Raw genomic sequence first — 20,400 nt, 5'->3', positions numbered from 1 at the left:
CCTAGCCTGGAGCAATGCCCCGCCGCGTCTCCGCCGTCCATCACGAGGTCGACGGCGTGCAGCTGCGCTCGTACGCCGTCGGCTCGCTCGACGCGCCGCGCACCTTCGTGCTCCTCCACGGCATCGGGATGTCCCACCGCACGTTCTCGCGCCTGGTCGCCCCGCTGCGGCGGCACGGCCGCGTGGTCGCCGTCGACCTCGCGGGCTTCGGAGCCAACCGCTCGCCGCGGCGCCGCGTCGGCATCGCCGACCACGCCCGGTTCGTCGCACGGGTGCTGGAGGATCGCGGCGTCACGCGCGCGATCGCCGTCGGGCACTCCATGGGCACCCAGGTCGCCGTCGAGCTCGCCGCCCTCTCCCCCGACCTCGTCGAGGGCGTGGTGCTGATCGGTCCCGTCGTCGATCCGGAACGGCCCGGAGCAGTCCGGCAGGGCCTCGCGCTCGCCCGCGACTGCCTCGGCGAGCCGATCGGAGTGGACGCGCTGGTCCTCGGCGACTACCTGCGCGGAGGAATCGGCTGGTACCTCCGCCAGCTCCCCGAGATGCTGCACCACCCGATCGTCGCCCGGGCCGCGGTGCTCGCTCAGCCCGTCATGATCGTCCGCGGCCATGACGACCCGATCGGCACGCGCGACTGGTGCGCACGGCTCGCCGCCGCATGCGCCGACGCCCGCGTGCTCGAGCTCGGCCGCTCCCGCCACGTGGTCCCGCGCACGGAGCCCGAGGAGCTCGCCCGCGAGCTCGGGCGCTTCGCCGCCTCGATCGGCACGGCCCCGGCGACCCCCGCCGACACCTCCGTCGAGCCGCCCGCCGGCATCCCCGTCGTCGAGGCCGCCCGGTGAACCGGATCGTCCGCGACGGCCTCTGGTGGATCCAGGACTACGCCTACGCCGTCGCCTGGCAGGTGCGCGGCTTCGTGTCGCGCCGCGCCCCCGACGACTACCTCGACGGCGACCGCCGGCCCGTGCTCGTGCTGCCCGGCATCTGGGAGACGTGGTCCTTCCTCCGCCCGATCATCGACCCCCTGCACCGGCGCGGGCACCCGCTGCACGTGCTCGACGACCTCGGCCGCAACGGCCGGCCCGTGGCGCGCACCGCGGAGGACGTCGCCGCCTACCTCGAGCGGCACGACCTCCGCGACGTCGTCATCGTCGCCCACAGCAAGGGCGGCCTGATCGGCAAGTACGTCATGACCGAGCTCGACCCCGACGGCCGCGTCGACCGCATGGTCGCCGTGTCGACCCCGTTCGGCGGCTCGCGCTACGCGCCCTACCTCGTGCTGAAGAGCCTCCGCTCGTTCTCGCCCCGCGATGCGACGACCCTCCTGCTCGCGAGCCGGGCCGGGGCGAACGCCCGCATCACCTCGGTCTTCGGCGTCTTCGACCCGCACATCCCCGAGGGCAGCATGCTCGAGGGCGCGGTCAACGTGCGGATCGAGACCGGTGGCCACTTCCGGATCCTCGGGAACACCGAGACCCTCGCGGCCGTGATCACCGCGGTGTCGGCGGACTGAGCTCAGCCCTCGTCGGTCGGCGGGGTGATGACGACGGCGTCGGCCGGGCAGTCGATCTCGACCGCGGCGAAATCGCCCTCGACGGCACCCGTCGACGCGAAGGGGACCTGGAAGCAGAAGGCCTCGGGCACGTCGTCGGCCTCGGGGTACTCGGACGCGTGGACCGGCGTGCGGAACGACAGCGAGCCGAACGGCTCCTCCGCGCTCGGCGCCTCGTACGACTCGATGCCGATCAGCTCGACCCCTTCGACGGGTGCGGCATCGGCCGCGCGGGCGAAGTCGAACGCGTCGTCCTGCGGGCCGGTGAGCGCGGCGGTCAGGGTGCGCAACCGCTCGCGGGCGTCGTCCCGGGCGCCGAGCAGCGACGCGCTGTCGGTCCGCTCCGGAGCGGCGGGGGCGGGGTCCGTGCAGCCGGCGAGCGCCAGGGCGCCGAGGAGGGTCGCCGCCGCCAGTGCCGTCCGCATCCGAGTCACGAGAACGACCCTAGGGCCTGGTGGGCGGGCGCCCGTAGCGCGCGCTCCGACCCGCCCGCAACTCCCTTCCGGGCGTGGGCCGGGAAGCGGAGGGTGGAGTCATGGCCCCCGCGAGAACGACCGGACCGACCGAGCTCCTCCTGGTGCGTCACGGCGAGAGCGTCGCCAACGTCGCCGCGAGCGCTGCCGAGGCTCAGGGGGCGCTCGAGATCGCGGTGGACCGCCGTGACGCCGACGTCGAGCTCTCGGACGCCGGGCAGGAGCAGGCGCACGCCCTCGGACGCTGGCTGGCCGGCGAGGCTGCACCCGCCTCCGCCTGGAGCTCGCCCTTCGTCCGCGCGTCCTCGACGGCGAGGATCGCCCTGGCCGAGGCCGGGCTCGATCTGCCGCTCGGAGTCGACGAGCGGCTCCGCGACCGCGACCTCGGCATCGCCGACCGGCTCACCTCCGCAGGGTTCCGCGAGCGCTTCCCCGAGGAGGCGCAGCGCCGCGAGTGGCACGGCAAGTTCTACTACCGACCGCCGGGGGGCGAGTCCTGGACCGATCTCGCCCTGCGGATGCGGTCGTTCCTCGACCACCTCGACGCCGCCGCGCCCACCGGTCCCGCCGTGTTGTTCTGCCACGACGCCGTGGTGCTCATCACCCGCTACGTCTGCGAGGGCCTGTCCGAGCGCGAGCTCCTCGACATCGGCGCCTCCACCCCGGTCGCCAACGCGTCGGTGACGCGGCTCCTGCGCGGCGACGACGGCTGGAGCGTCGAGCGCTTCTCGAGCACCGAGCACCTGGAGCGCACGGGCGCGCCCGTCACCCGGCACGACGACCGCGACGAGGGAGAGGGAGACCCGCATGACTGAGACCATCGACCGCGCCCTGCTGGAGCAGCGCTGGCCGCTGCCCGAGCCGTCCGGATCCAAGCACGCCCGCGGCGACGTCGTCATCGTCGGCGGTGCCCGCAAGACCCCCGGAGCCGCTCTGCTCGCGGGCATCGCGGCGCTGCGGGTCGGCGCCGGCCGCATCACGCTGTGCGTCGCCGAGTCCGTCGCCTCCGCCACGGCGGTCGCGCTGCCCGAGTGCGGCGTCGTCCCGCTGCAGGAGTCGCGCACCGGATCCATCACCGGCCGCGGACTCGAGGCGCTCGAGGGCGAGCTGGCCTCGGCCGACGTCGCCCTCGTCGGCCCGGGGCTGGACGACCCGAAGGCGACCGCCGCGACCCTCCGGGCGCTCGCACCGCTGCTGCGCGACGTGCCCGCCGTGCACCTGGACGCGTTCCCGCTCGGCGTGCTGCCGGGTCAGAAGCGCGTCGCCCGCTCTCTCGCCGGACGCCTGCTGATCACTCCGAACACCGCGGAGGCCGAGCGGCTGCTGGGCGCCGAGATCGAGGACGTCGAGACCGCAGCCAGGGCGATCGCCCTCCGCTACGAGGCGGTCGTGAGCCTCTTCAACGTCGTCGCGGATCCGGACGGCGTGCTCGTGCGCGCCGAGGGCGAGCACCCGGGGCTGGCGACGGCCGGCAGCGGCGACGTGCTCGCCGGTGCGACGGCGGGCCTCCGAGCGCGCGGCATCGACGGAGCGGGCGCGGCGGCGTGGGGCGTGCACCTGCACACGGAGGCGGACACCCGCCTCGCGGAGCGCATCGGCCCCGCCGGCTACCTCGCGGGCGAGATCCCCGGCGAGTTCCCGGCGCTGCTGCGCAGCTGACCCCTGCTGGTCGAGCAGCCACGCGGGGGCGTGTCGAGACCCACGACTCCCGGAGGACGTGGATCTCGATACGGCCGCTGCGCGGCCTACCCGATCAGCAGAAGATGCGCTGCTCGCCGAGCGCTCAGAGCGCGACGTCGGCGACCGAGAACGCGACTCCGGGAGTGATGAGGATCGACGTCTGCCGCGGCTCCCCCTCGCCCTGGTTCACGACGAGCCAGCGCGAGGCCTCGCCGTCGAGCGCGCGCTCGACGTCGGCCTGCACCGCTTCGGCGGTCGTGTCCGACAGGCTGTACGGCGATCCGCCGTAGGTGATCTCGACGCGCTTCACAGGATGGGCTCCTCGCTCGGCCGACCGGCTCCTCTCGGCTCCTCGCTGATGCGCAGACCGTGTGCGGTGTGCGAATCGGCCAGGAGCTGGCGGATCCATTCGGCGTTGATCGAGGGCGCGCGGCCCCCGTGGTACTTGAACCGCAGCGGGATCGCGGGGTGCACCCAGATCGAGGTGCGTCCGTCGCCGACCGCCTGCGAGTCCTTCCACGAGAAGTAGAAGGACTCGTTGCGTGCGAGCTTGGATCCGATGACGATCTGCAGGTGCGCCAGCAGGCGGTCGTCGAAGTCGGCCTCCAGGGTGGAGTCGTAGATCAATCGGCCCATCAGGGCACTCTCCGTTCAGCCTGCGGTGCTCGGTGGGGGCCGGGTGACGCCGGGGCAGCGCTCCCGCTCCGGTACTCGCGGCAGGAGCCGATCCTACCGAGAGGTCCTCGCGCGGCCATGTCAGCGGCCCTCGTCGTCGTACTCGGGCAGGTCCAGGTCGGGGAGCCGCACGATCTCGTCGTCGGCCTCGGCGACCGGATGCGAGACCCCGAGTCGACCGGCCTCGCGGTCCATCCGCTCGACGAGCTCGTCGTCGACGATCTCCTCGGCGTCGCTCTCCTCGGGCTCGCTGAGGAGCTGGCTGGCAGGACCGATGAGCAGGTCGGCGCTGCCGATCCCACCGTCCTCGAGCCGCACGGGGATCCGGACCGCCGCGGATCCCCTCCGCACCGCGAGCGCCTCGGCGTAGTCCACCAGCGAGCGGGCGATGGCGCTGCCGGTCAGCACCGAGCTGCCCGCGTAGTGGATCCGTTCCATCCCTCTTTCCTACTCCTCTCCTCCGGCAGCGGTCACCGGTTGCGGGAGCGGCGCTGCGGTTGCTAGCGCAGGGCGGTGAGTCGGCGGTCCAGTCCCTCGCGAACCGCCGGCCACTCCTCGCGCAGGATCGAGTGCACCGCCGTGTCGCGCCACGATCCGTCGGCCCTGCGCTGGTCGTGCCGCAGCACCCCCTCGAACGTCGCGCCCAGCCGCAGGATCGCCGCCCGCGATCGGGCGTTGGCCGCGTCGGCCTGCAGCTTCACGCGCGAATAGCCGCTGTCGAAGGCGAGCCCGAGCAGCAGGCGCTTCGTCTCGGGATTCACCGCGGTGCCCCACACCTCGGGGGCGTACGCGGTCCAGCCCAGGTGCGCGGCCTCGCGCGTCTCGTCGAAGTCGGCGAGCGCCGTCGCTCCGACCACGCGCCCGTCGACCAGCACGGCGTACGGCAGGCCCGTCCCCCAGGGGTAGTAGCGGAGGAGGAACGCCCGGAACGCGACCGGGTCGGGGTCCAGGCCCGCAGCCCCTCCTCCGTAGCCGCCCGCGAAGACCTCGGGCCGCGCGATCGCGTCGCGCAGTCCGTCGAGGTGCTCGTCGGCGAGCGGCTCGAGGACCACCGTCCTCCCGACGAGGCGCACAGGGCTCGGCCGGCGGGGAGAGGCGGGGGCGGAGTCGGTCACCCGGCCATTCTGGGGTCGCCACCGCCGCCGCGGGTGGTCCGGACCGCATGCCAGCATGGGGTCCATGGCCGATTCCGCGCTGTTCGAGACCTCCGCCGCCGCCTTCGTCCTCCTGCTCTCACGGATCGGCGACGACCAGTGGGCGCTCCCCGGACTCGGCGACTGGGACGTCCGCGGGCTCGCCGGGCACACGTCGCGCGCGATCCTCACCGTCGAGACGTACCTCGGCGCCGAGGAGCCCGCCGAGGCGACGGTGCCCGACGCGCTCGCCTACTACGCAGCATTCGCCGGGAACGTCGCCGATCCGGCGGCCGTCGCGCGACGAGGAGTGGAGGCGGGAACGGCGCTGGGCGACCGGCCGGAGGAGACCGCCCGCAACGCGCTGCGGCGCGCGACCGCTCTGCTCGCGGAGCAGCGGCCCGGTCGCCTGGTCGCGATCGGCCCGCACGCGATCGCCCTCGACGAGTACCTCCGCACGCGCGTGCTCGAGCTGGTCGTGCACACGATCGACCTGTCGCGGGCGACCGGCGTGCCGCACGAGCTGCCCGCTCCCGCCGTCGAGGCGAGCTGCGCGCTGACCGGGTCCCTCGCGGCACGCGGCGGTCGGGCGGAGGAGTTCCTGATGGCGGTCACCGGGCGCGAGCGGCTGGCGACCGGGTTCTCGGTGGTGTGACTCCGGCTCCGTCACGGCGGGCACGGCGGAGGGCCGTCGCTCCGGATCCCTCCGGGGCGACGGCCCTTCTGCAGACCCCGCGTGCCGCTCAGGCCACGGCGAGCGCCGCGACCGGCGAGACCGTCGTCGCCCGGCGCGCGGGCAGCACGGCCGACACCACGGTGATCAGGACGCCGACCACCACGACGGCGGCGAGGATCGTCACGGGGATCGTCGGGGGCACCAGGCCGATGCCCGGCAGCGAGCCGAAGATCGCGATCGCGCCGCTCCACCCGTAGACGACGCCGAGGACCAGGCCCAGCAGGGCCGCGGCGATCACCATCTGCGCCGCTTCGACGACGACCATCCAGCGCACCTGCGAACCCGTGAAGCCGAGTGCCCGGAGCAGCCCCAGCTCGCGGCGGCGCTGCATCACGCTGAGCGAGAGCGTGTTCACCATGCCGACGGCGGCGAGGAGCACCGAGAAGCCGAGCAGGACGCTCATGATCGCGGTGCTGACCGAGACGAACTGGTCGAGCGCCTCGAAGACCTCGGGGCTCATGTCCTCGGACATCCGCATGATGGTGGCGAAGGTCGCCGCGGCGACCGCGAACATCGTGACGAGCGTCACTCCGATCACGAGGCCGATGACGGCCCGCGCGCTGCGGGCGGGGTTCCTGATCGCATTGGCGGAGGCGAGGCGCGCGACCGGCCCTGCGCCGAAGGCCCGGCCGACCAGCGAGGTCAGCGGAGGCAGCAGCACCGGCGCGCCGAGGATGATGCCGGAGAACGAGACCATGCCGCCGACCAGGCCCAGCAGCACGCCGAACGGGCTCAGCAGCCCGACCACGACGCCTGCGCCCAGCAGGAGGAACCCGAGCACGACGAACGCGATCGCCAGCGCGTTGCGGCCCCGGCGGCCCTTCAGCTCGTCGTAGCGCGGCTCCGCGGAGGAGCCCGCCGCCTCGGACGGCGAGACCGAGAGCACGCGGCGCGATCCGGCCCAGGAGGCGATGACGGTCGACGCGATGACGGCGACCGCCGGCAGCAGCAGACCCGGAGAGACGAGCGGGAGCTCGATGCGGGTGAACGTCCCCGTCGCGAACGCGAGCTCGGCACCGGCCGCGACGAGCACGACCGCGGCGACGAGGCCGATCACCGCGCCGAGCAGGCCCTGCATCAGGCCGTTGCGCACGACCTCGGCGCGCAGCGAGCGGCCGGAAGCTCCCAGCAGGCGCAGGAGCGAGATCTCGCGGGTGCGGCCCGCGATCACCGTGGAGACGGCGTTCGAGGTGACGATGCCGCCCACGAACACGGCGATGCCGAAGAACACGACGCCGACCACTCCGAGCGTCGTCGCGGCCTGCTCGACGCCGTCCAGGCCGGCGGCCTCGAACGCGGCGACCATGTCGGCGACGACCATGACGAGCACTCCGCCGAACGCGGCGGACAGGGCAGCGACCGTGACGATCGCGCCTCCGCCCTGCTTCGAGCCCGTGCGCACGCCGCTCACGCCGCGGTCTCCATCTCGAGCATCGTGCGCGAGACCTCTTCCGCGGTCATGCCGCGGCGGTCGTCGACGACCGCCCCGTCGCGGAGGAAGACGATGCGGTCGGCGTAGGCGGCCGCGATCGGGTCGTGGGTGACCATCGCGATCGACTGGCCGTACTCACGGGTGGAGGCGCGCAGCAGGGTGAGGACCTCGCGGCCGGTGCGGGAGTCGAGGTTGCCGGTGGGCTCGTCGGCGAAGATCAGCTGGGGCCGCGTGGCGAGCGCGCGGGCGATGGCGACGCGCTGCTGCTGGCCGCCCGACAGCTCGTAGGGCCGGTGCGTGAGGCGGTCGCGCAGCCCGAGCGACTCGATGAGGCTCGCGATCCAGGCCTCCTCGTCGGCGGTGACGCGTCGGCCGTCGAGCTCGAAGGGCAGGCGGATGTTGCCGCGCACGTCGAGCGTGGGGATGAGGTTGAACGCCTGGAAGACGAAGCCGACCTGGCGGCGGCGCAGCAGCGTGAGCTCGGCGTCGCCGAGACCGCTGATCTCGGTGTCGCCGAGGAACACACGGCCGTCGGTGGCCGTGTCGAGGCCGGCGAGGACGTGCATCAGGGTGGACTTGCCGGATCCGCTCGGTCCCATGACGGCGGTGAACTCGCCGCGCTGGATCGAGAGGGTGACGCCGTCGAGGGCGACGACGGGGGGCGTGCTGCCGTACAGCTTGCGCACGTTCTCGACGCGCGCCACAACGGTGGAGGTCTGGTTCTGCATGTCCTCGACGCTACGGAGGCGGTGCTGTCGCGCTCGTCGCCCGCGGGTGGTCGGGAGGTCATCCCTGCGGGGGACGGGGAGTGGTCCTCTGTGCTCCCGGGCGCATCAACGCGGGCGCAGACCTGCGCGCCGGAGGGCGAGCGCGGCGAGCGCCTGCGTCGCGGCGGGGTCGCCGGTGCGCCAGCCGGGGACGGCGTCGGGGTGGGCCGCGAGGATCTCGCGCGGGGTCGCCTCCGTCAGCGCGCGCAGCGCCAGGAGCTCGCCGCCCGCCGGGGTGGCGCCGAGGGCTCGGAGCTCGGCGGCGCGCCGGGCGAAGCGCAGGCGCGGGCGCAGCCAGAGCACCGCCAGGAGCAGGAGGGGCAGTCCGCCGACCGCGAGGCCCGCCACGATCGCGAGGGCTCCCGCGAGCTGCTGCTGATCGCGTCCTGCGGCGGCCAGCACGGAGGCGGCTCCGCTCGCCTCGTCGAAGGGCGCGCGCACGGCGTCGCCGAGCAGCGGGATGCCGCCGAGCGTGGATCCGGCGTCGCTCATCGTCGAGCCGAAGCCGCTGCCCGCGCTCTCGAGGCGGCGGCCGATCTCGGCGAGCCCAGCGATCAGGCTGCCGACGGCGATGCCGGCGGCGATCGCGACGGCGGCGACGGCGATCGCCAGGGCGTCGGCCGTGATCTGCCGGGCGCGCACGGCGGGGAGGTCGGCGTAGATCTGCATCCGCCGATCATGCCCCGCCCGGGTCCACTTGTGTTCACAACGAAGGAAGAACTGGTCTGCCGGGCCTGCGAACCCCGCCGCCCCGCCGCCGCCTGCAGATCCTTCCTTCGTTGTGAACGCGACCCGAGCGCCGGCACTCCTCCCCAGCCCCCCCACCCAGGAGATCCGCGCCGAGGGACCAGGCCGTGCACTCCTGGTCCGGCTCTCCTCCGCGACACTCCGCCCATGGACATCGAAGCGGTACTGCTCCGCCACGGCGGCACCGCCAGTCGGGCGGCACTGGTCGAATCGGGGATGAGCACCCGCCGTCTCGCCGCCGCCGTCGCCGACGGCGCGCTCGTGCGGGGCCGCCGGGGGCAGTACGCCTCTCCTCGGCTGCCTCCGGAGGTGCTCACGGCCTTCCGGATCGGGGGCAGGCTCGGCGCGACCGATGCGGCGCGGTCCCACGGGCTGTGGGTCCTGCGATCACCGCAGCTCCACGTGCACGTCGTGCCGAACGCTGCCCGGATCGGCGCACCCCGAGGTGTCCGGCTCCACTGGGATCCCGCGTGGCCCGACGACGAGCCCCTGCGCGTCTCTCCCCCGCACTCGCTGCTGCAGCTCGGACGTTCCGTGGGAGTCGAGGACATGCTGGTCGCCGTCGAGTCGGCGAGGGAGCAGCGTCTCGTCTCCCGCGACGATCTCGTCGAGCTGCGACGGCTCTGCCCGGTCCGACTCCACGAGGTGCTCGACTTCTGCCGCGACGACGCCCAGAGCGGTCTCGAGTCCCTCGCGCGCTGGCGGCTCCATCTGCTCGGCATCACCGCCGTCGCACAGGCGTGGATCCCCGGCGTCGGACGGGTCGACCTCCTGATCGGCCGCAGCCTCATCGTCGAGCTCGACGGCCGGTCGACGCACGACTTCGAGAACGACCGCCGCCGTGACACGGCCGCCGCGGTCGACGGCTACGTCACCCTCCGCTTCTCCGCAGCGCAGGTGCTGACGCGGTGGCCGGAGGTCGAGCGTGCGATCGTGACCGCGATCTCACGCGGCCTGCACCGCCTCTGACCCGGTCAGTCGAGGAGGTCGTGCAGGACGACGACCTGCTCGCGCTCCGGGCCGACTCCGATGGCCGAGAAGCGGGCACCGCTCATCGCCTCGAGCGCGCGGACATAGTCCTGCGCGGCCTGCGGGAGATCGGCGAACGTGCGGCAGCCGGTGATGTCCTCCTGCCAGCCGGGGAACTCCTCGTAGATCGGCTTCGCGTGGTGGAAGTCGCTCTGCGAGACCGGGACCTCGTCGTGGCGCACGCCGTCGACGTCGTACGCGACGCAGACGGGGATCGTCTCGAGGCCGGAGAGCACGTCGAGCTTGGTGAGGACGAAGTCGGTGACGCCGTTGATCCGGGCGGAGTAGCGGGCGATCGGGGCGTCGTACCAGCCGCAGCGGCGCGGGCGGCCGGTCGTGGTGCCGAACTCGAAGCCCTGCTTGCGGAGGTACTCGCCCCACTCGTCGAAGAGCTCGGTCGGGAAGGGGCCCGCGCCGACGCGAGTCGTGTACGCCTTGATGACCGCGATGACGCGCTCGATGCGGTTGGGGGCGACTCCGGAGCCGGTGGCCGCTCCTCCGGAGGTCGCGTTCGAGGACGTGACGAACGGGTAGGTGCCGTGATCGACGTCGAGCATGGTGGCCTGACCCGCCTCGAACAGCACGGTCTTGCCGGCGTCGAGCGCCTGGGCGAGCACGAGCGAGGTGTCGGCGACCATGGGGCGCAGGCGCTCGGTGTACTGCAGCAGGTCCTCCATGACCTGCTCGACCAGGATCGCGCGGCGGTTGTAGACCTTCACCAGCAGGTGGTTCTTCTGGTCGAGGGCGCCCTCGACCTTCTGGCGCAGGATGTTCTCGTCGAAGAGGTCCTGGATCCGGATGCCGACGCGGTTGATCTTGTCGGCGTAGGCGGGGCCGATGCCGCGGCCCGTGGTGCCGATCTGGCGCTTGCCGAGGAACCGCTCCGTCACCTTGTCGAGGGTGCGGTGGTAGCTCGTGATGACGTGCGCGTTGGCGCTGACGAGCAGCTTCGAGACGTCGACGCCGCGGGCGCTCAGCGCCTCGAGCTCGTGGAAGAGCACCTCGATGTCGACGACGACGCCGTTCGCGATGACGGGGACGACGCCCGGCGTCAGGATGCCCGAGGGGAGCAGGTGCAGCGCGTACTTCTCGTCGCCCACGACGACGGTGTGGCCGGCGTTGTTGCCGCCGTTGAACTTGACGACGTAGTCGACGCGGCTGCCGAGGAGGTCGGTGGCGCGTCCCTTGCCCTCGTCGCCCCACTGGGCGCCGGTGATGACGATTGCTGGCATGGCGTGTCCTTCTCGACGGGGAGGTGGGCGCCCGGCCCGTTTCGGGTCCACCGGGCCTCGGCGGGCCGGCCCGGCATCGAGATGCCGCTTCTGCGCGACCAGCCGCTCGATTCTAGCGGAGCGGCTCCGGGACCGCTCCGGGGACCGCGGGCCGACCGCATTGCCGAGCAATGCTCTCGAACACGTAATGACGCGTTCACACATCCGGCCTAGGTTCGAAGACGTTCACTCTCCACCCATCACGCGAACAGGACACCGATGCGCCGATACCGCGCTGCCAGCCTCCTCGTCGTCGCCGCCCTCGGAGCGGCCACCGTCGCCCCCTCGGCGACCGCGGCCACCACCGACGACGGCCTCGAGCTCACGCTCGTGTCGACGACCGACACCCACGGCCACGTCTACAACTGGGACTACTTCGCGAACGCGCCGTACGAGGGCGAGGACACCCTCGGACTCACGCGCGTCGCGACCGAGGTCGACCGCCTCCGCGCCGAGAAGGGCGACGAGTCCGTGATGGTCTTCGACAACGGCGACGCGATCCAGGGCACTCCCCTCACCTACTACTACGGGCTCGGCGACGGAGCCGCGGGCGTCCTCGCGGACGAGACGACGCATCCGATGGCCGCCGCCTTCAACACGATCGGCTACGACGCCCAGGTCGTCGGCAACCACGAGTACAACTACGGGCTCGACATGCTCGGCGCGTACGAGAACGACCTCGACGCCCCGCTCCTGGGCGCGAACGTCGTCGACGTCGCCACCGGCGATCCGTACCACAGGCCGTTCACCGTGATCGAGCGCGAGATCGACGGCGAGACCGTGAAGGTCGGCGTCCTCGGCCTCGTCACCCCGGGCGTCCGCGTCTGGGACAAGCAGTACGTCGACGGCGTGCTCGAGTTCCGCGACATGGTCGAGACCGCGAAGGAGTGGGTCCCGAAGGTGCAGGCCGAGGCCGACGTGGTCGTCGTGCTCGCACACACCGGTCAGGGCACCGTCGCCGACGCCGACTACGACCCGGCCGACCTCAACGAGGACGTCGTGAACAACATCGCGACCCAGGTCCCCGGCATCGACGTGCTCGTCGCCGGGCACAGCCACCAGGACGTGCCGCAGACGCTCTTCACGAACGTCGCCGGCGAGCAGGTGCTCGTCACGCAGCCCTACTACTGGGCGCAGGGCCTGACCGAGGTCACGCTGAACCTCGTGCCCGACGCCGCCGGCGACCTGCAGGTCGACTGGTCGGAGGGCGAGGCGCCCGTCGCCGAGGCCGTCTACGCGCGCGACATCCCGGAGGAGTCGACCGCCGTCCTCGACGCGGTCGCCGAGCAGCACGCGACGACCATCGACTACGTGAACACCCCCGTCGCGGAGTCGCTCGAGGAGCTCTCGGCCGAGACCTCGCGCTACGAGGACACCCCGATCATCGACTTCATCAACAACGTCCAGGCCGAGACCGTCGACACGGCGCTCGAGGGCACGCAGTGGGCGGACGTCCCGGTGATCTCGCAGGCCTCGCCGTTCTCGCGCACCGCGGTCTTCCCGAAGGGGCAGGTCACCATCCGCGACATCGCCGGTCTCTACATCTACGAGAACACCCTGCGCGGAGTCGAGATGACGGGTGCCGAGGTGCGCGAGTACCTCGAGTTCTCGGCCCGGTACTTCACCCAGGTCGCCCCCGGCGCCCCGTTCGACCCGGCCACGGGCACGAACGCGGTCACCGAGGACCGGCCCACGGGCATCCCGGACTACAACTACGACGCGCTCTCGGGCGTGGACTACGTGATCGACATCTCGCAGCCGGCCGGATCGCGGATCCGCGACCTCGCGCACCCCGACGGCACTCCGGTCGCCGATGACGACGTCTTCGTGATGGCGGTCAACAACTACCGCCAGAGCGGTGGAGGCGCCTACCCGGCCGTCGCCGCGGCTCCGCTGGTCTACGACGAGCGCCTCGAGATCCGCCAGCTGCTCATCGACTGGGCGACCGCGCGCGGAGTGATCGACCAGGCCGACTTCTTCGACGAGAACTGGTCGCTGACGTCGGTCGCGGCTCCGGTCACGCCGGCTCCGACCGAGCCGGTCACGCCTGCGCCGACCGAGCAGCCGACCATCGCTCCGTCGCCGCAGCCCACCGCGACGGCGGTGCCCGTGGCGGGAGGGGGCCACAACGGCTCGCTCGCGAACACCGGTTCCGACGCGTCCGGGTTCCTCGGCGGAGCACTCGTGCTGCTGCTCTCGGGAGCGGCGCTGACGGTGCTGCGCCGTCGTCGCACCGCCTAGCGGCACCTCCGGCTCGCAGAAACGCGTTCGGCTCGCGGAATCGTCCTGATTCCGCGAGCCGGACGTCGTTCCGCGAGCCGAAACCCTGTGCACGAGCGAGCCGGCCGGGCTCCGGCTCGTGGGACACCGTCCAGCCCGCGCCGCCTCAGCGGCGGGCGACGATGCGCTCGGTGCCCGTCCACGTCGGCCGGGGGCCGTGGCCGTCCCGCAGGACGGCGACGACGGCCGCGGCGACCGCCCAGACGATGACGGCGGCGACGACGATGAGGAAGACCATCTCGAACTCCTTGCTCTGCGACGGGCGTGCTCTGCGCCCTGCGACAACGGTCCGCCCGAGCCACTCCGCGCGCATCGGGCGATCGCCCTATCCCCGTCCCGGCCCGGAACGGCGCGGATCCGCGCGACTGCTCCGCCGGTCCTGCCCGAGCAGGAGCGCCCTGACCCCCTCCCGCCTCAGACCGAGCGCGCCGAGCGCCGCCCGGGATAGGGCGACCGCCCGATGCCCTCGGCACCGGTCCTGGACGAGCGTCGTGACATCGACGACGAGAGGACCGAGATGATGCTGAGCGAGTACTCCTTCCCCGCGCTGCTCGAGGAGCGCGAGCGCCGCCTCGAACGCGAGCTCGAGCACGAGCGGGTCCGCCGGGAGCGTCGTGAAGCACCTCCCGCACGGCCGGGGCTCCGGGTGATCCTGCGCCGCGCGCTCACGTACCGGGCCGATCACGCCGGCGCCTGAGGTGCCGCGCGCCGGGTTCCGGTCGAGGACCCGCGGGAAACCGACATCGCACGCCATCGGACCCCTCCGGTGTCGGCGTCCGCTGGCACCATGACTCCCATGCCCCTTCCGCCCTCCCCGTCCGTCCTCGTCGGACGGGACGACGACCTCGCCGCCCTCCGGCGCGCCTACGAGCGGATGCTCGTCGAGGGGGCGCGGACCGTGGTCGTCGGCGGCGAGGCCGGCATCGGCAAGAGCCGGCTCGTCGCGGAGTTCACCGAGCGGCTTCCGGCCGAGGCTCTCGTGCTGCGGGGCCAGTGCGTCGATCTCGACCGCGACGCCCCTCCCTACGCCCCGATCACCGCACCGCTGCGCGAGCTGGCGCGCGTGGTCGGCTCCGACGAGCTCGCGGCGATGGCCGGTCCGTCGGCCGAGGGGCTGCGCATCCTGCTCCCCGAGCTGCCCGCGAGCGGTGAACCGGCGGCGGCCGCTCCCCCGGTGCTCGAGGCGGTCACGGTGGCGCTCGAGACCGCGTCGCGGCTGCGTCCGATCGTGCTGGTGGTCGAGGACCTGCACTGGGTCGACCCGGCCACGATCGGGGTCCTGCGCTTCCTGGTGCGCGTCGCGAGCGCCGGCCGGATCCTCGTGGTCCTCACGTTCCGGAGCGATCAGCTGCGCCGCGGCGATCCGATGCGCGCCTGGCTCCCCGAGCTCGAGCGGAGCGACCGTGTGCAGCGGCGCGAGCTGGCGCGGCTGGACCGGCGCGGCGTCGAGGCGATGGTCGCCTCCCTCCGCGGCACGGCCGTCGCACCGCGCGATCTCGCCCTCGTGGTGGAGCGGACGGAGGGGGTGCCGTTCTTCGTCGAGGAGTTCGCCCGCGCCGAGGCGGCGAACGTGCCCGAGTGCTACCCCGAATCGCTCCGCGACGTCCTCCTCGCCCGGTACGACGGGCTCAGCGAGCCGACGCAGAGGATCCTGCGCACGCTCTCGGCCGGCGGCACGTGCGTCGAGCACGACCTGATCGCCGTGGTGGACGGCGACGCCGACGCCGTCGAGACCGCGGCGCGCGAGGCGATCGCGGGCGGCGTGCTCGTCGTCGACGGCAGCAGCTACAGCTTCCGGCACGCGCTCGTGCGCGACGCGATCCACGACGAGCTGCTGCCGGGCGAGCGCGTGCGGGCGCACACCTGCTACGCCGAGGCCCTCGAGAGCAGGGGACCGGCCGCCGCCTCCGAGATCTCGTACCACTGGATGGCGGCGCACGACTCCGAGCGGGCCTTCGCCGCCTCGCTCGACGCCATGGCGCACGCGCGGGCCTCCTTCGCCCACGCGCTGGCCGCGCGGATGGGCGAGCGCGCGCTCGAGCTGTGGGAGCAGGTGCCCGCCGGGTCGCGCGGACGCGATCGAGCCGACCTCCTCGGCTCCACCGCCCACCACTTCCGCGACGCGGGCGAGAGCGAGCGCGCGGTCGCGCTGGTCGACGAGGCGCTCGCGATCCAGGGCCTGGGCGCCCCGTGCCGGGCGACGCTCCTGCGCGACAAGGCGTCCTACCTCGCCAACCTCGGTCAGGTCGGCTCCGTCGCCCTGCTGCGCGAGGCGCTCGCCCTGCTCGAGGGCGGGGAGCCGAGCGTGCTGCGCGCGCGGATCCTGGGGGAGCTGGCCGCCCGGCTGATGCTCGAGGCCGATCTCGTCGAGGCGGTCTCGGTCGCCGATGCGGCGTCCGCCGAGGCCGAGGCGGTCGGCTCGCAGGGGCGCAGGAGCGTCGCGGCGAACATCCGCGGCATGGCGCTCGTCGAGCTCGGCCGGATCGACGACGGGCTGGAGCAGCTCGAGCTGGCCGGCGCACTCGCGCGCGAGGACGACTCCGCCCGACTGCGGTACTGGCTCAACCTGTCGGACGCCCTCTCGCTCCTCGGGCGGTTCCGCGAGGCGATCGCCGCGGGCGAGCAGGGTGCCGAGCACGCCCGCCGGCACGGGGTCGCGCGCACCCTCGGCGCGATGCTGATGGCCAACACGGCCGATGCCCTCGCCTCGACCGGCGAGTGGCGCCGCGCCGAGGAGCTGCTCGACCGCGCGCTCGAGCTCGACGCCCCGCTGGGCTTCGCGGCGCACCTCCAGCGCCGCAAGATCTGGATCGTGCTCTGGCGCGGTGATCCCGCGCAGGCGGCGTCCCTGCTCGCCCGGTGGCGGCAGCCGCTCAGCCGTCAGCTGCGCACCGAGCGGCTCTCGCTCGTCGGCCTGGCCAAGGTCGCCGGAGCGATCGCACTCGAGAACGGCGACGTCGCGGCCGCGTGGGCCGAGGTCCGCGACGCCATCGGACCCGACCACCGCCCCCTCCCCTCCGCCGACCTCTTCCTGCTCGTGGTGGTGGCCCGCATCATCGCCGCCGCCCGACGCGAGGGCGTCGCGCTCCTCGACGGGCGGGGCGAGCGGGTCGAGGCGGAGGCGCGACTGCGCGAGATCCTCGCGACGGCCGCCCTCTGGCCGACGGGTGCCGCGCTGATCGCGGTGATCGAGGCCGAACTGAGCGGCGCCTCCGGAACGGGCGACGACCCCGCCGCCTGGGCGGCCGCCGCCACGGCGAACGAGGCGGACACCGCGGAGGTGCACCTGCTCCCCTACTCGCGGCTCCGCCTCGCCGAGGCGCTGGCGGCCGCCGGTCGGCGCGAGGAGGCCGAGCGGGAGGCGCGCGAGGCCCGCGTCATCGCGGAGCGCGCCGGGCTCGGGCTCCTCGTCGACGGCCTCGACCGGTTCGAGCGGCGCCTCGGGCGCGGCGATCCCGTCGTGGGCGCCGGCGCCGCTCCGGGCGGCGCGGAGCCTCTGACCGACCGCGAGCGCCAGGTCCTCGCGCTCGTGGCGCAGGGCCTGGGCAACCGCGCCATCGCCGAGGAGCTCTTCATCAGCGTGAAGACGGCGAGCGTGCACGTCTCGAACATCCTCCGCAAGCTCGGCGCGGCGACGCGCACCGAGGCCGCGTACCTGGCGCGGTCGTCGGGCGGCTGAGCCCCCGTCCGACTCCGCGAGGGAACCCCGACCCGTCGAGGGAGCCTCGAACAGCGGGTTCCGTCGACGGACCGGGGTTCCCTCGGTGAGGCGTCAGGGTCGACGCCGGCGGGACCGAAAGGCCGAGAACACGCCGGTCGACCAGAGCGCCCCGATCACCAGCAGCGGCTGGAAGAGGAGGCGGATCGCACGCGCAGCGTCCGTCTCGAGCCCGAAGGCCGGCGTCCGCGTGACGAGCTGCGAGACATTGCCCGGGAACACGGCGACGAAGAACGCGGCGACCACGACTCCGACGACCATCTGCCACCGGGCCAGCAGCACGAGCGCCGACCCGAGCGCGATCTCGACCACTCCCGAGGCGACGACCACGAGATCCGGATCGAGCGGGAGCCACGGCGGCACCTGCGCCTGGAACGCCTGGCGCGCGAAGGTCAGGTGGCCCACCCCCGCGAAGACGAGCACGAGGCCCAGGAGGATCCGGACGAACGTGCGCGGAACGGAGCGCCGCGCTCGGCGGGCGGGGGACGGCGAGTCGGGCATGCCCCCAGTCTGCGCTCGGACGGTGCATCGCCTCGGCGGGAGGACCGCCCGCCGGCTCGCCGCACTCGCCCCGGGCGGTCCCGCGTCCCGCCGGACGCGCGTTCCGGCGCCGCCCCGTATCCTCTATACCGCCCCGTCCGCAGACCGTGAAACGAGACCCATGAGCACCCTGCCCCGCCTGATGGCCTTCGACCTCGACGACACCCTCGCCGCCTCGAAGTCCCCCGTCGACCCGGCGATGGCCGACCTCCTCGTCCGCCTGCTGAAGGCGACCGAGGTCTGCATCATCTCGGGCGGGCAGATCGGTCAGTTCCGGATGCAGGTGCTCGACCGCCTCCAGGGCGCCGACCCCGAGGCGCTCGCCAAGCTCCACCTCATGCCCACCTGCGGCACCCAGTACTACCGCTTCGAGGACGGCGACTGGACGCAGATCTACGCCGAGAACCTCACCGAGGACGAGAAGTCCCGCGCCCTCGCCGCCGTGGAGGAGAAGGCGAAGGAGCTCGGCTACTGGGAGTCCGAGACCTGGGGCCCGATCCTCGAGGACCGCGAGTCGCAGATCACCTTCTCGGCCCTCGGTCAGGCGGCGCCCGTCCCCGTCAAGCAGGCCTGGGATCCGACCGGCGAGAAGAAGAACACCCTCCGCGAGGCCGTCCAGGCCGTGCTGCCCGACCTCGAGGTCCGCTCCGGCGGCTCCACCTCGGTCGACATCACCCGCAAGGGCATCGACAAGTCCTACGGCATGAACAAGCTCACCGAGCTGACGGGCATCCCGCTCGACGACATGATCTTCGTCGGCGACCGCCTCGACCCCGACGGGAACGACTACCCGGTGAAGGCCATGGGCGTCGAGTGCTTCGCGGTCGAGGGCTGGCACGACACCGCCGCGTACCTGGAGTCGTACGGCATCTGACCCGCGGGATCCGAACCGCCCCGCGAGGCCCTCTGCTCCGGCAGGGGGCCTCGCGTCGTCCGGGCGCGCACCTCGGCCGGGAGTGACGGATCCGTCCGGGCGAGCGCCTCGGCGGGGGTGACGCGAGGAGTCGACCGGCCTAGCATCGGAGGCAGCCACCGCAGACGCCCGCTGGACGTGCCTCCGCACCGCCCCGATCGAGGGAGAAGCGACATGCGCACCGACGAGATGATGAAGGCCATGCCGATGGCCGACGCCGAGACGATGGACACGACCGCGATGCAGGCCTGCATCGACGCGTGCTCCGCGTGTCTGCAGGCCTGCACGATGTGCTCCGACGCGATGTCGTCGATGGACGGGATGGGACGGTGCGCGTCGATGTGCGCCACCTGCGCCGACGTCTGCCTCGCGATGATGCGCATGATGATGCGACCTGCGAGCATGAACGCCGCCGTGCTGCGCCCGATGCTCGAGGCGTGCATCGCCGTGTGCCGCGCGTGCGCCGCCGAGTGCTCCTCCCACGCCGAGATGAGCGAGACCTGCCGTCTCTGCGCGATGGCGTGCGAGGACTGCGCGTCGGCGTGCGAGGCGATGCTCGCGTCGATGCCGGCCTGAGAGTCAGTCGCGGGCGACGCTGATCTGCAGAGCGCCCGAGGTCAGCACGCCGTAGCGCGTGTGGAGCGAGACCGGCGCGCCGACGGCGAGCGCCGCCTCCGCGTGGTGCCAGACGCGCGCGACGCCGCCCGACTCCCAGAGCTCGAGCGAGATCCAGCCGTCGCCGTCGACCGAGGCGACGAGCGCGTCGACCCAGCCCCGCGGAGTGGCGCGCGCCAGCCGCAGCTGCAGTGCGCCGAGCCCGTGGCCGGCCCGGTCGTGCACGCACATCGCCCCGCGCTCGCAGGCGGTGTCGACCGTCGACTGCAGGCGGGTGCGGGGTGGCATGGCGCGTCCTCTCGGGGGAGCGGGTGGGTGCAGCCACGCTAGATCGCCGCGCGGCGACCCGCATCCGGCCGCGTCACACGGCGCAACAGCGCGTCAGACGTCCTCCGAGAGCGAGCCGCTCGCCGTGCCGTCGAGGGCGAGGCGGAGGCGGCGCGGCAGCTTCGCGACGATGATCGCGTGCGACTCCTGCACCAGCTCGGCGGCGAGCCCGGGATCGACCCGGTCGAGGTCGACCGTGACCCAGTGCGTCTTGTTGAGGTGGTACCCCGGACCGACGCCGTCGGCGCCCGCGACCAGGTGCACGACGTTCTCGGGCAGCGCCTTCACGCTGATGCAGGCGCGGCCCTGCAGCTCCGACTCGAGGGCGAAGACCTTGCCGCCGACCTTCCAGACGCGGGTGCCGGGCCCGAACGGGAACCCCGGCTCGGCGCCGGGGAGGTCGGAGAGGAGCTGCTCGAGCGCGTCGGGATCCACGGAGCCAGTGTGCCGCGGGACGGGGCGTCGACGCATCCGGAGGCGTCGTGGAGGCGGCCGGTAGACTCGCCGGGTCG

At 73.3% G+C, this 20,400-nt stretch carries 24 protein-coding genes; 11 read left to right on the top strand and 13 right to left on the bottom strand.

Translation table 11 applies throughout. From position 1 onward, the window contains the following. Nucleotides 1-14 precede the first annotated feature (14 nt). Nucleotides 15-842, top strand: coding sequence for an alpha/beta fold hydrolase (locus IOC53_RS05690; protein WP_207403395.1), 828 nt, complete (start codon nucleotides 15-17; stop codon nucleotides 840-842). After that, nucleotides 839-1,513, top strand: a complete 675-nt coding sequence (locus IOC53_RS05685; RefSeq protein ID WP_207403394.1) for a triacylglycerol lipase — start codon at nucleotides 839-841, stop codon at nucleotides 1,511-1,513. Before IOC53_RS05690 ends, IOC53_RS05685 begins: the two co-directional genes overlap by 4 nt. 2 nt (nucleotides 1,514-1,515) lie before the next feature. On the opposite strand, the gene IOC53_RS05680 is transcribed toward IOC53_RS05685, so the two are convergent. Next, the gene (locus tag IOC53_RS05680; protein ID WP_207403393.1) at nucleotides 1,516-1,986 is read right to left on the bottom strand and encodes a hypothetical protein; all 471 of its coding nucleotides are present in this window, start codon (nucleotides 1,984-1,986) and stop codon (nucleotides 1,516-1,518) included. Between the two features lie 101 nt (nucleotides 1,987-2,087). On the opposite strand from IOC53_RS05680, the gene IOC53_RS05675 reads away from it, so the two are divergent. Then, the gene (locus IOC53_RS05675) at nucleotides 2,088-2,840 is read left to right on the top strand and encodes a histidine phosphatase family protein (protein ID WP_207403392.1); all 753 of its coding nucleotides are present in this window, start codon (nucleotides 2,088-2,090) and stop codon (nucleotides 2,838-2,840) included. Continuing rightward, on the top strand, nucleotides 2,833-3,684 hold the full coding sequence (locus tag IOC53_RS05670) for an ADP/ATP-dependent (S)-NAD(P)H-hydrate dehydratase (RefSeq protein WP_207403391.1): 852 nt from the start codon (nucleotides 2,833-2,835) through the stop codon (nucleotides 3,682-3,684). The genes IOC53_RS05675 and IOC53_RS05670 overlap by 8 nt, the downstream gene beginning before the upstream one ends. A 124-nt stretch (nucleotides 3,685-3,808) precedes the next feature. Here the strand turns inward: IOC53_RS05670 and IOC53_RS05665 are convergent, their stop codons facing one another. The 4 genes from IOC53_RS05665 to IOC53_RS05650 form a co-directional block, all read right to left on the bottom strand. Continuing rightward, nucleotides 3,809-4,015 (bottom strand): hypothetical protein, encoded by a 207-nt coding sequence (locus tag IOC53_RS05665; protein ID WP_207403390.1) that lies wholly within the window; start codon nucleotides 4,013-4,015, stop codon nucleotides 3,809-3,811. Further along, nucleotides 4,012-4,341: an ATP-dependent DNA ligase gene (locus IOC53_RS05660; RefSeq protein ID WP_207403389.1), complete on the bottom strand. Its 330-nt coding sequence runs from the start codon at nucleotides 4,339-4,341 to the stop codon at nucleotides 4,012-4,014. The genes IOC53_RS05665 and IOC53_RS05660 overlap by 4 nt, the downstream gene beginning before the upstream one ends. A gap of 120 nt (nucleotides 4,342-4,461) precedes the next feature. Next, the gene (locus tag IOC53_RS05655; RefSeq protein ID WP_207403388.1) at nucleotides 4,462-4,818 is read right to left on the bottom strand and encodes a hypothetical protein; all 357 of its coding nucleotides are present in this window, start codon (nucleotides 4,816-4,818) and stop codon (nucleotides 4,462-4,464) included. 62 nt (nucleotides 4,819-4,880) lie between these two features. Further along, nucleotides 4,881-5,495, bottom strand: coding sequence for a GNAT family protein (locus IOC53_RS05650; RefSeq protein ID WP_307786077.1), 615 nt, complete (start codon nucleotides 5,493-5,495; stop codon nucleotides 4,881-4,883). A 64-nt stretch (nucleotides 5,496-5,559) separates the two neighbouring features. Between IOC53_RS05650 and IOC53_RS05645 the strand changes: the two genes are divergently transcribed. Beyond that, nucleotides 5,560-6,168, top strand: a complete 609-nt coding sequence (locus IOC53_RS05645; protein WP_207403387.1) for a maleylpyruvate isomerase family mycothiol-dependent enzyme — start codon at nucleotides 5,560-5,562, stop codon at nucleotides 6,166-6,168. Nucleotides 6,169-6,256: 88 nt separating this feature from the next. Here IOC53_RS05645 and IOC53_RS05640 read toward each other — a convergent pair whose 3' ends face one another. The 3 genes from IOC53_RS05640 to IOC53_RS05630 all read right to left on the bottom strand — a co-directional run bounded on the left by IOC53_RS05640 (nucleotide 6,257) and on the right by IOC53_RS05630 (nucleotide 9,117). Beyond that, nucleotides 6,257-7,660: an FtsX-like permease family protein gene (locus tag IOC53_RS05640; protein WP_307786076.1), complete on the bottom strand. Its 1,404-nt coding sequence runs from the start codon at nucleotides 7,658-7,660 to the stop codon at nucleotides 6,257-6,259. Further along, a complete protein-coding gene (locus IOC53_RS05635; protein ID WP_207403386.1) occupies nucleotides 7,657-8,409 on the bottom strand; it encodes an ABC transporter ATP-binding protein in 753 nt (250 codons plus the stop codon). Before IOC53_RS05635 ends, IOC53_RS05640 begins: the two co-directional genes overlap by 4 nt. A 105-nt stretch (nucleotides 8,410-8,514) precedes the next feature. Further along, nucleotides 8,515-9,117, bottom strand: a complete 603-nt coding sequence (locus tag IOC53_RS05630) for a hypothetical protein (protein ID WP_207403385.1) — start codon at nucleotides 9,115-9,117, stop codon at nucleotides 8,515-8,517. Between the two features lie 225 nt (nucleotides 9,118-9,342). Between IOC53_RS05630 and IOC53_RS05625 the strand changes: the two genes are divergently transcribed. Then, complete coding sequence (locus IOC53_RS05625; protein WP_207403384.1) at nucleotides 9,343-10,164, top strand: type IV toxin-antitoxin system AbiEi family antitoxin domain-containing protein; 822 nt, start codon at nucleotides 9,343-9,345, stop codon at nucleotides 10,162-10,164. 5 nt (nucleotides 10,165-10,169) lie between these two features. On the opposite strand, the gene IOC53_RS05620 is transcribed toward IOC53_RS05625, so the two are convergent. Then, nucleotides 10,170-11,456 carry an adenylosuccinate synthase gene (locus IOC53_RS05620; RefSeq protein ID WP_055794202.1) on the bottom strand — a complete coding sequence of 429 codons (1,287 nt, stop codon included), beginning with the start codon at nucleotides 11,454-11,456 and terminating at the stop codon, nucleotides 10,170-10,172. A gap of 258 nt (nucleotides 11,457-11,714) precedes the next feature. Here IOC53_RS05620 and IOC53_RS05615 point away from each other — a divergent pair, with 258 nt between their 5' ends. Further along, nucleotides 11,715-13,736, top strand: a complete 2,022-nt coding sequence (locus tag IOC53_RS05615; RefSeq protein WP_207403383.1) for a 5'-nucleotidase C-terminal domain-containing protein — start codon at nucleotides 11,715-11,717, stop codon at nucleotides 13,734-13,736. Between the two features lie 145 nt (nucleotides 13,737-13,881). Here the strand turns inward: IOC53_RS05615 and IOC53_RS19195 are convergent, their stop codons facing one another. Next, the gene (locus IOC53_RS19195; protein ID WP_278250022.1) at nucleotides 13,882-14,013 is read right to left on the bottom strand and encodes a hypothetical protein; all 132 of its coding nucleotides are present in this window, start codon (nucleotides 14,011-14,013) and stop codon (nucleotides 13,882-13,884) included. 222 nt (nucleotides 14,014-14,235) lie between these two features. Between IOC53_RS19195 and IOC53_RS05610 the strand changes: the two genes are divergently transcribed. Together IOC53_RS05610 and IOC53_RS19190 are read left to right on the top strand one after the other, a co-directional pair. Next, on the top strand, nucleotides 14,236-14,472 hold the full coding sequence (locus IOC53_RS05610; RefSeq protein ID WP_207403382.1) for a hypothetical protein: 237 nt from the start codon (nucleotides 14,236-14,238) through the stop codon (nucleotides 14,470-14,472). Nucleotides 14,473-14,562: 90 nt separating this feature from the next. Next, a complete protein-coding gene (locus IOC53_RS19190; RefSeq protein WP_207403381.1) occupies nucleotides 14,563-17,454 on the top strand; it encodes an AAA family ATPase in 2,892 nt (963 codons plus the stop codon). Between the two features lie 93 nt (nucleotides 17,455-17,547). On the opposite strand, the gene IOC53_RS05600 is transcribed toward IOC53_RS19190, so the two are convergent. Then, complete coding sequence (locus IOC53_RS05600) at nucleotides 17,548-17,994, bottom strand: DoxX family membrane protein (RefSeq protein WP_207403380.1); 447 nt, start codon at nucleotides 17,992-17,994, stop codon at nucleotides 17,548-17,550. Between the two features lie 160 nt (nucleotides 17,995-18,154). On the opposite strand from IOC53_RS05600, the gene IOC53_RS05595 reads away from it, so the two are divergent. Together IOC53_RS05595 and IOC53_RS05590 are read left to right on the top strand one after the other, a co-directional pair. Continuing rightward, on the top strand, nucleotides 18,155-18,907 hold the full coding sequence (locus IOC53_RS05595; RefSeq protein ID WP_207403379.1) for an HAD-IIB family hydrolase: 753 nt from the start codon (nucleotides 18,155-18,157) through the stop codon (nucleotides 18,905-18,907). Nucleotides 18,908-19,120: 213 nt separating this feature from the next. Continuing rightward, nucleotides 19,121-19,522 carry a hypothetical protein gene (locus tag IOC53_RS05590; protein WP_207403378.1) on the top strand — a complete coding sequence of 134 codons (402 nt, stop codon included), beginning with the start codon at nucleotides 19,121-19,123 and terminating at the stop codon, nucleotides 19,520-19,522. Between the two features lie 3 nt (nucleotides 19,523-19,525). Here the strand turns inward: IOC53_RS05590 and IOC53_RS05585 are convergent, their stop codons facing one another. After that, nucleotides 19,526-19,849 (bottom strand): hypothetical protein, encoded by a 324-nt coding sequence (locus tag IOC53_RS05585; protein WP_207403377.1) that lies wholly within the window; start codon nucleotides 19,847-19,849, stop codon nucleotides 19,526-19,528. Nucleotides 19,850-19,942: 93 nt separating this feature from the next. Beyond that, nucleotides 19,943-20,323 carry an MmcQ/YjbR family DNA-binding protein gene (locus IOC53_RS05580; protein WP_207403376.1) on the bottom strand — a complete coding sequence of 127 codons (381 nt, stop codon included), beginning with the start codon at nucleotides 20,321-20,323 and terminating at the stop codon, nucleotides 19,943-19,945. Nucleotides 20,324-20,400 lie beyond the last annotated feature (77 nt).

Origin of the sequence: Rathayibacter sp. SD072 (assembly GCF_017355185.1) — a bacterium.
Classification (GTDB): domain Bacteria; phylum Actinomycetota; class Actinomycetes; order Actinomycetales; family Microbacteriaceae; genus Rathayibacter.
The sequence above is the reverse complement of the archived record's forward strand: the minus strand, read 5'-3'. Positions and strand labels throughout refer to the sequence as shown.

Coding starts and splice junctions, on each gene's coding strand:
- IOC53_RS05660 (WP_207403389.1), bottom strand. CDS start 4,341: ATGGGCCGATTGATCTACGACTCCACCCTGGAGGCCGACTTCGACGAC.
- IOC53_RS05585 (WP_207403377.1), bottom strand. CDS start 19,849: ATGCCACCCCGCACCCGCCTGCAGTCGACGGTCGACACCGCCTGCGAG.
- IOC53_RS05690 (WP_207403395.1), top strand. CDS start 15: ATGCCCCGCCGCGTCTCCGCCGTCCATCACGAGGTCGACGGCGTGCAG.
- IOC53_RS05590 (WP_207403378.1), top strand. CDS start 19,121: ATGCGCACCGACGAGATGATGAAGGCCATGCCGATGGCCGACGCCGAG.
- IOC53_RS05635 (WP_207403386.1), bottom strand. CDS start 8,409: ATGCAGAACCAGACCTCCACCGTTGTGGCGCGCGTCGAGAACGTGCGC.
- IOC53_RS05625 (WP_207403384.1), top strand. CDS start 9,343: ATGGACATCGAAGCGGTACTGCTCCGCCACGGCGGCACCGCCAGTCGG.
- IOC53_RS19195 (WP_278250022.1), bottom strand. CDS start 14,013: ATGGTCTTCCTCATCGTCGTCGCCGCCGTCATCGTCTGGGCGGTCGCC.
- IOC53_RS05615 (WP_207403383.1), top strand. CDS start 11,715: ATGCGCCGATACCGCGCTGCCAGCCTCCTCGTCGTCGCCGCCCTCGGA.
- IOC53_RS05595 (WP_207403379.1), top strand. CDS start 18,155: ATGAGCACCCTGCCCCGCCTGATGGCCTTCGACCTCGACGACACCCTC.
- IOC53_RS05670 (WP_207403391.1), top strand. CDS start 2,833: ATGACTGAGACCATCGACCGCGCCCTGCTGGAGCAGCGCTGGCCGCTG.
- IOC53_RS05655 (WP_207403388.1), bottom strand. CDS start 4,818: ATGGAACGGATCCACTACGCGGGCAGCTCGGTGCTGACCGGCAGCGCC.
- IOC53_RS05645 (WP_207403387.1), top strand. CDS start 5,560: ATGGCCGATTCCGCGCTGTTCGAGACCTCCGCCGCCGCCTTCGTCCTC.
- IOC53_RS19190 (WP_207403381.1), top strand. CDS start 14,563: ATGACTCCCATGCCCCTTCCGCCCTCCCCGTCCGTCCTCGTCGGACGG.
- IOC53_RS05610 (WP_207403382.1), top strand. CDS start 14,236: ATGCCCTCGGCACCGGTCCTGGACGAGCGTCGTGACATCGACGACGAG.
- IOC53_RS05600 (WP_207403380.1), bottom strand. CDS start 17,994: ATGCCCGACTCGCCGTCCCCCGCCCGCCGAGCGCGGCGCTCCGTTCCG.
- IOC53_RS05675 (WP_207403392.1), top strand. CDS start 2,088: ATGGCCCCCGCGAGAACGACCGGACCGACCGAGCTCCTCCTGGTGCGT.
- IOC53_RS05630 (WP_207403385.1), bottom strand. CDS start 9,117: ATGCAGATCTACGCCGACCTCCCCGCCGTGCGCGCCCGGCAGATCACG.
- IOC53_RS05620 (WP_055794202.1), bottom strand. CDS start 11,456: ATGCCAGCAATCGTCATCACCGGCGCCCAGTGGGGCGACGAGGGCAAG.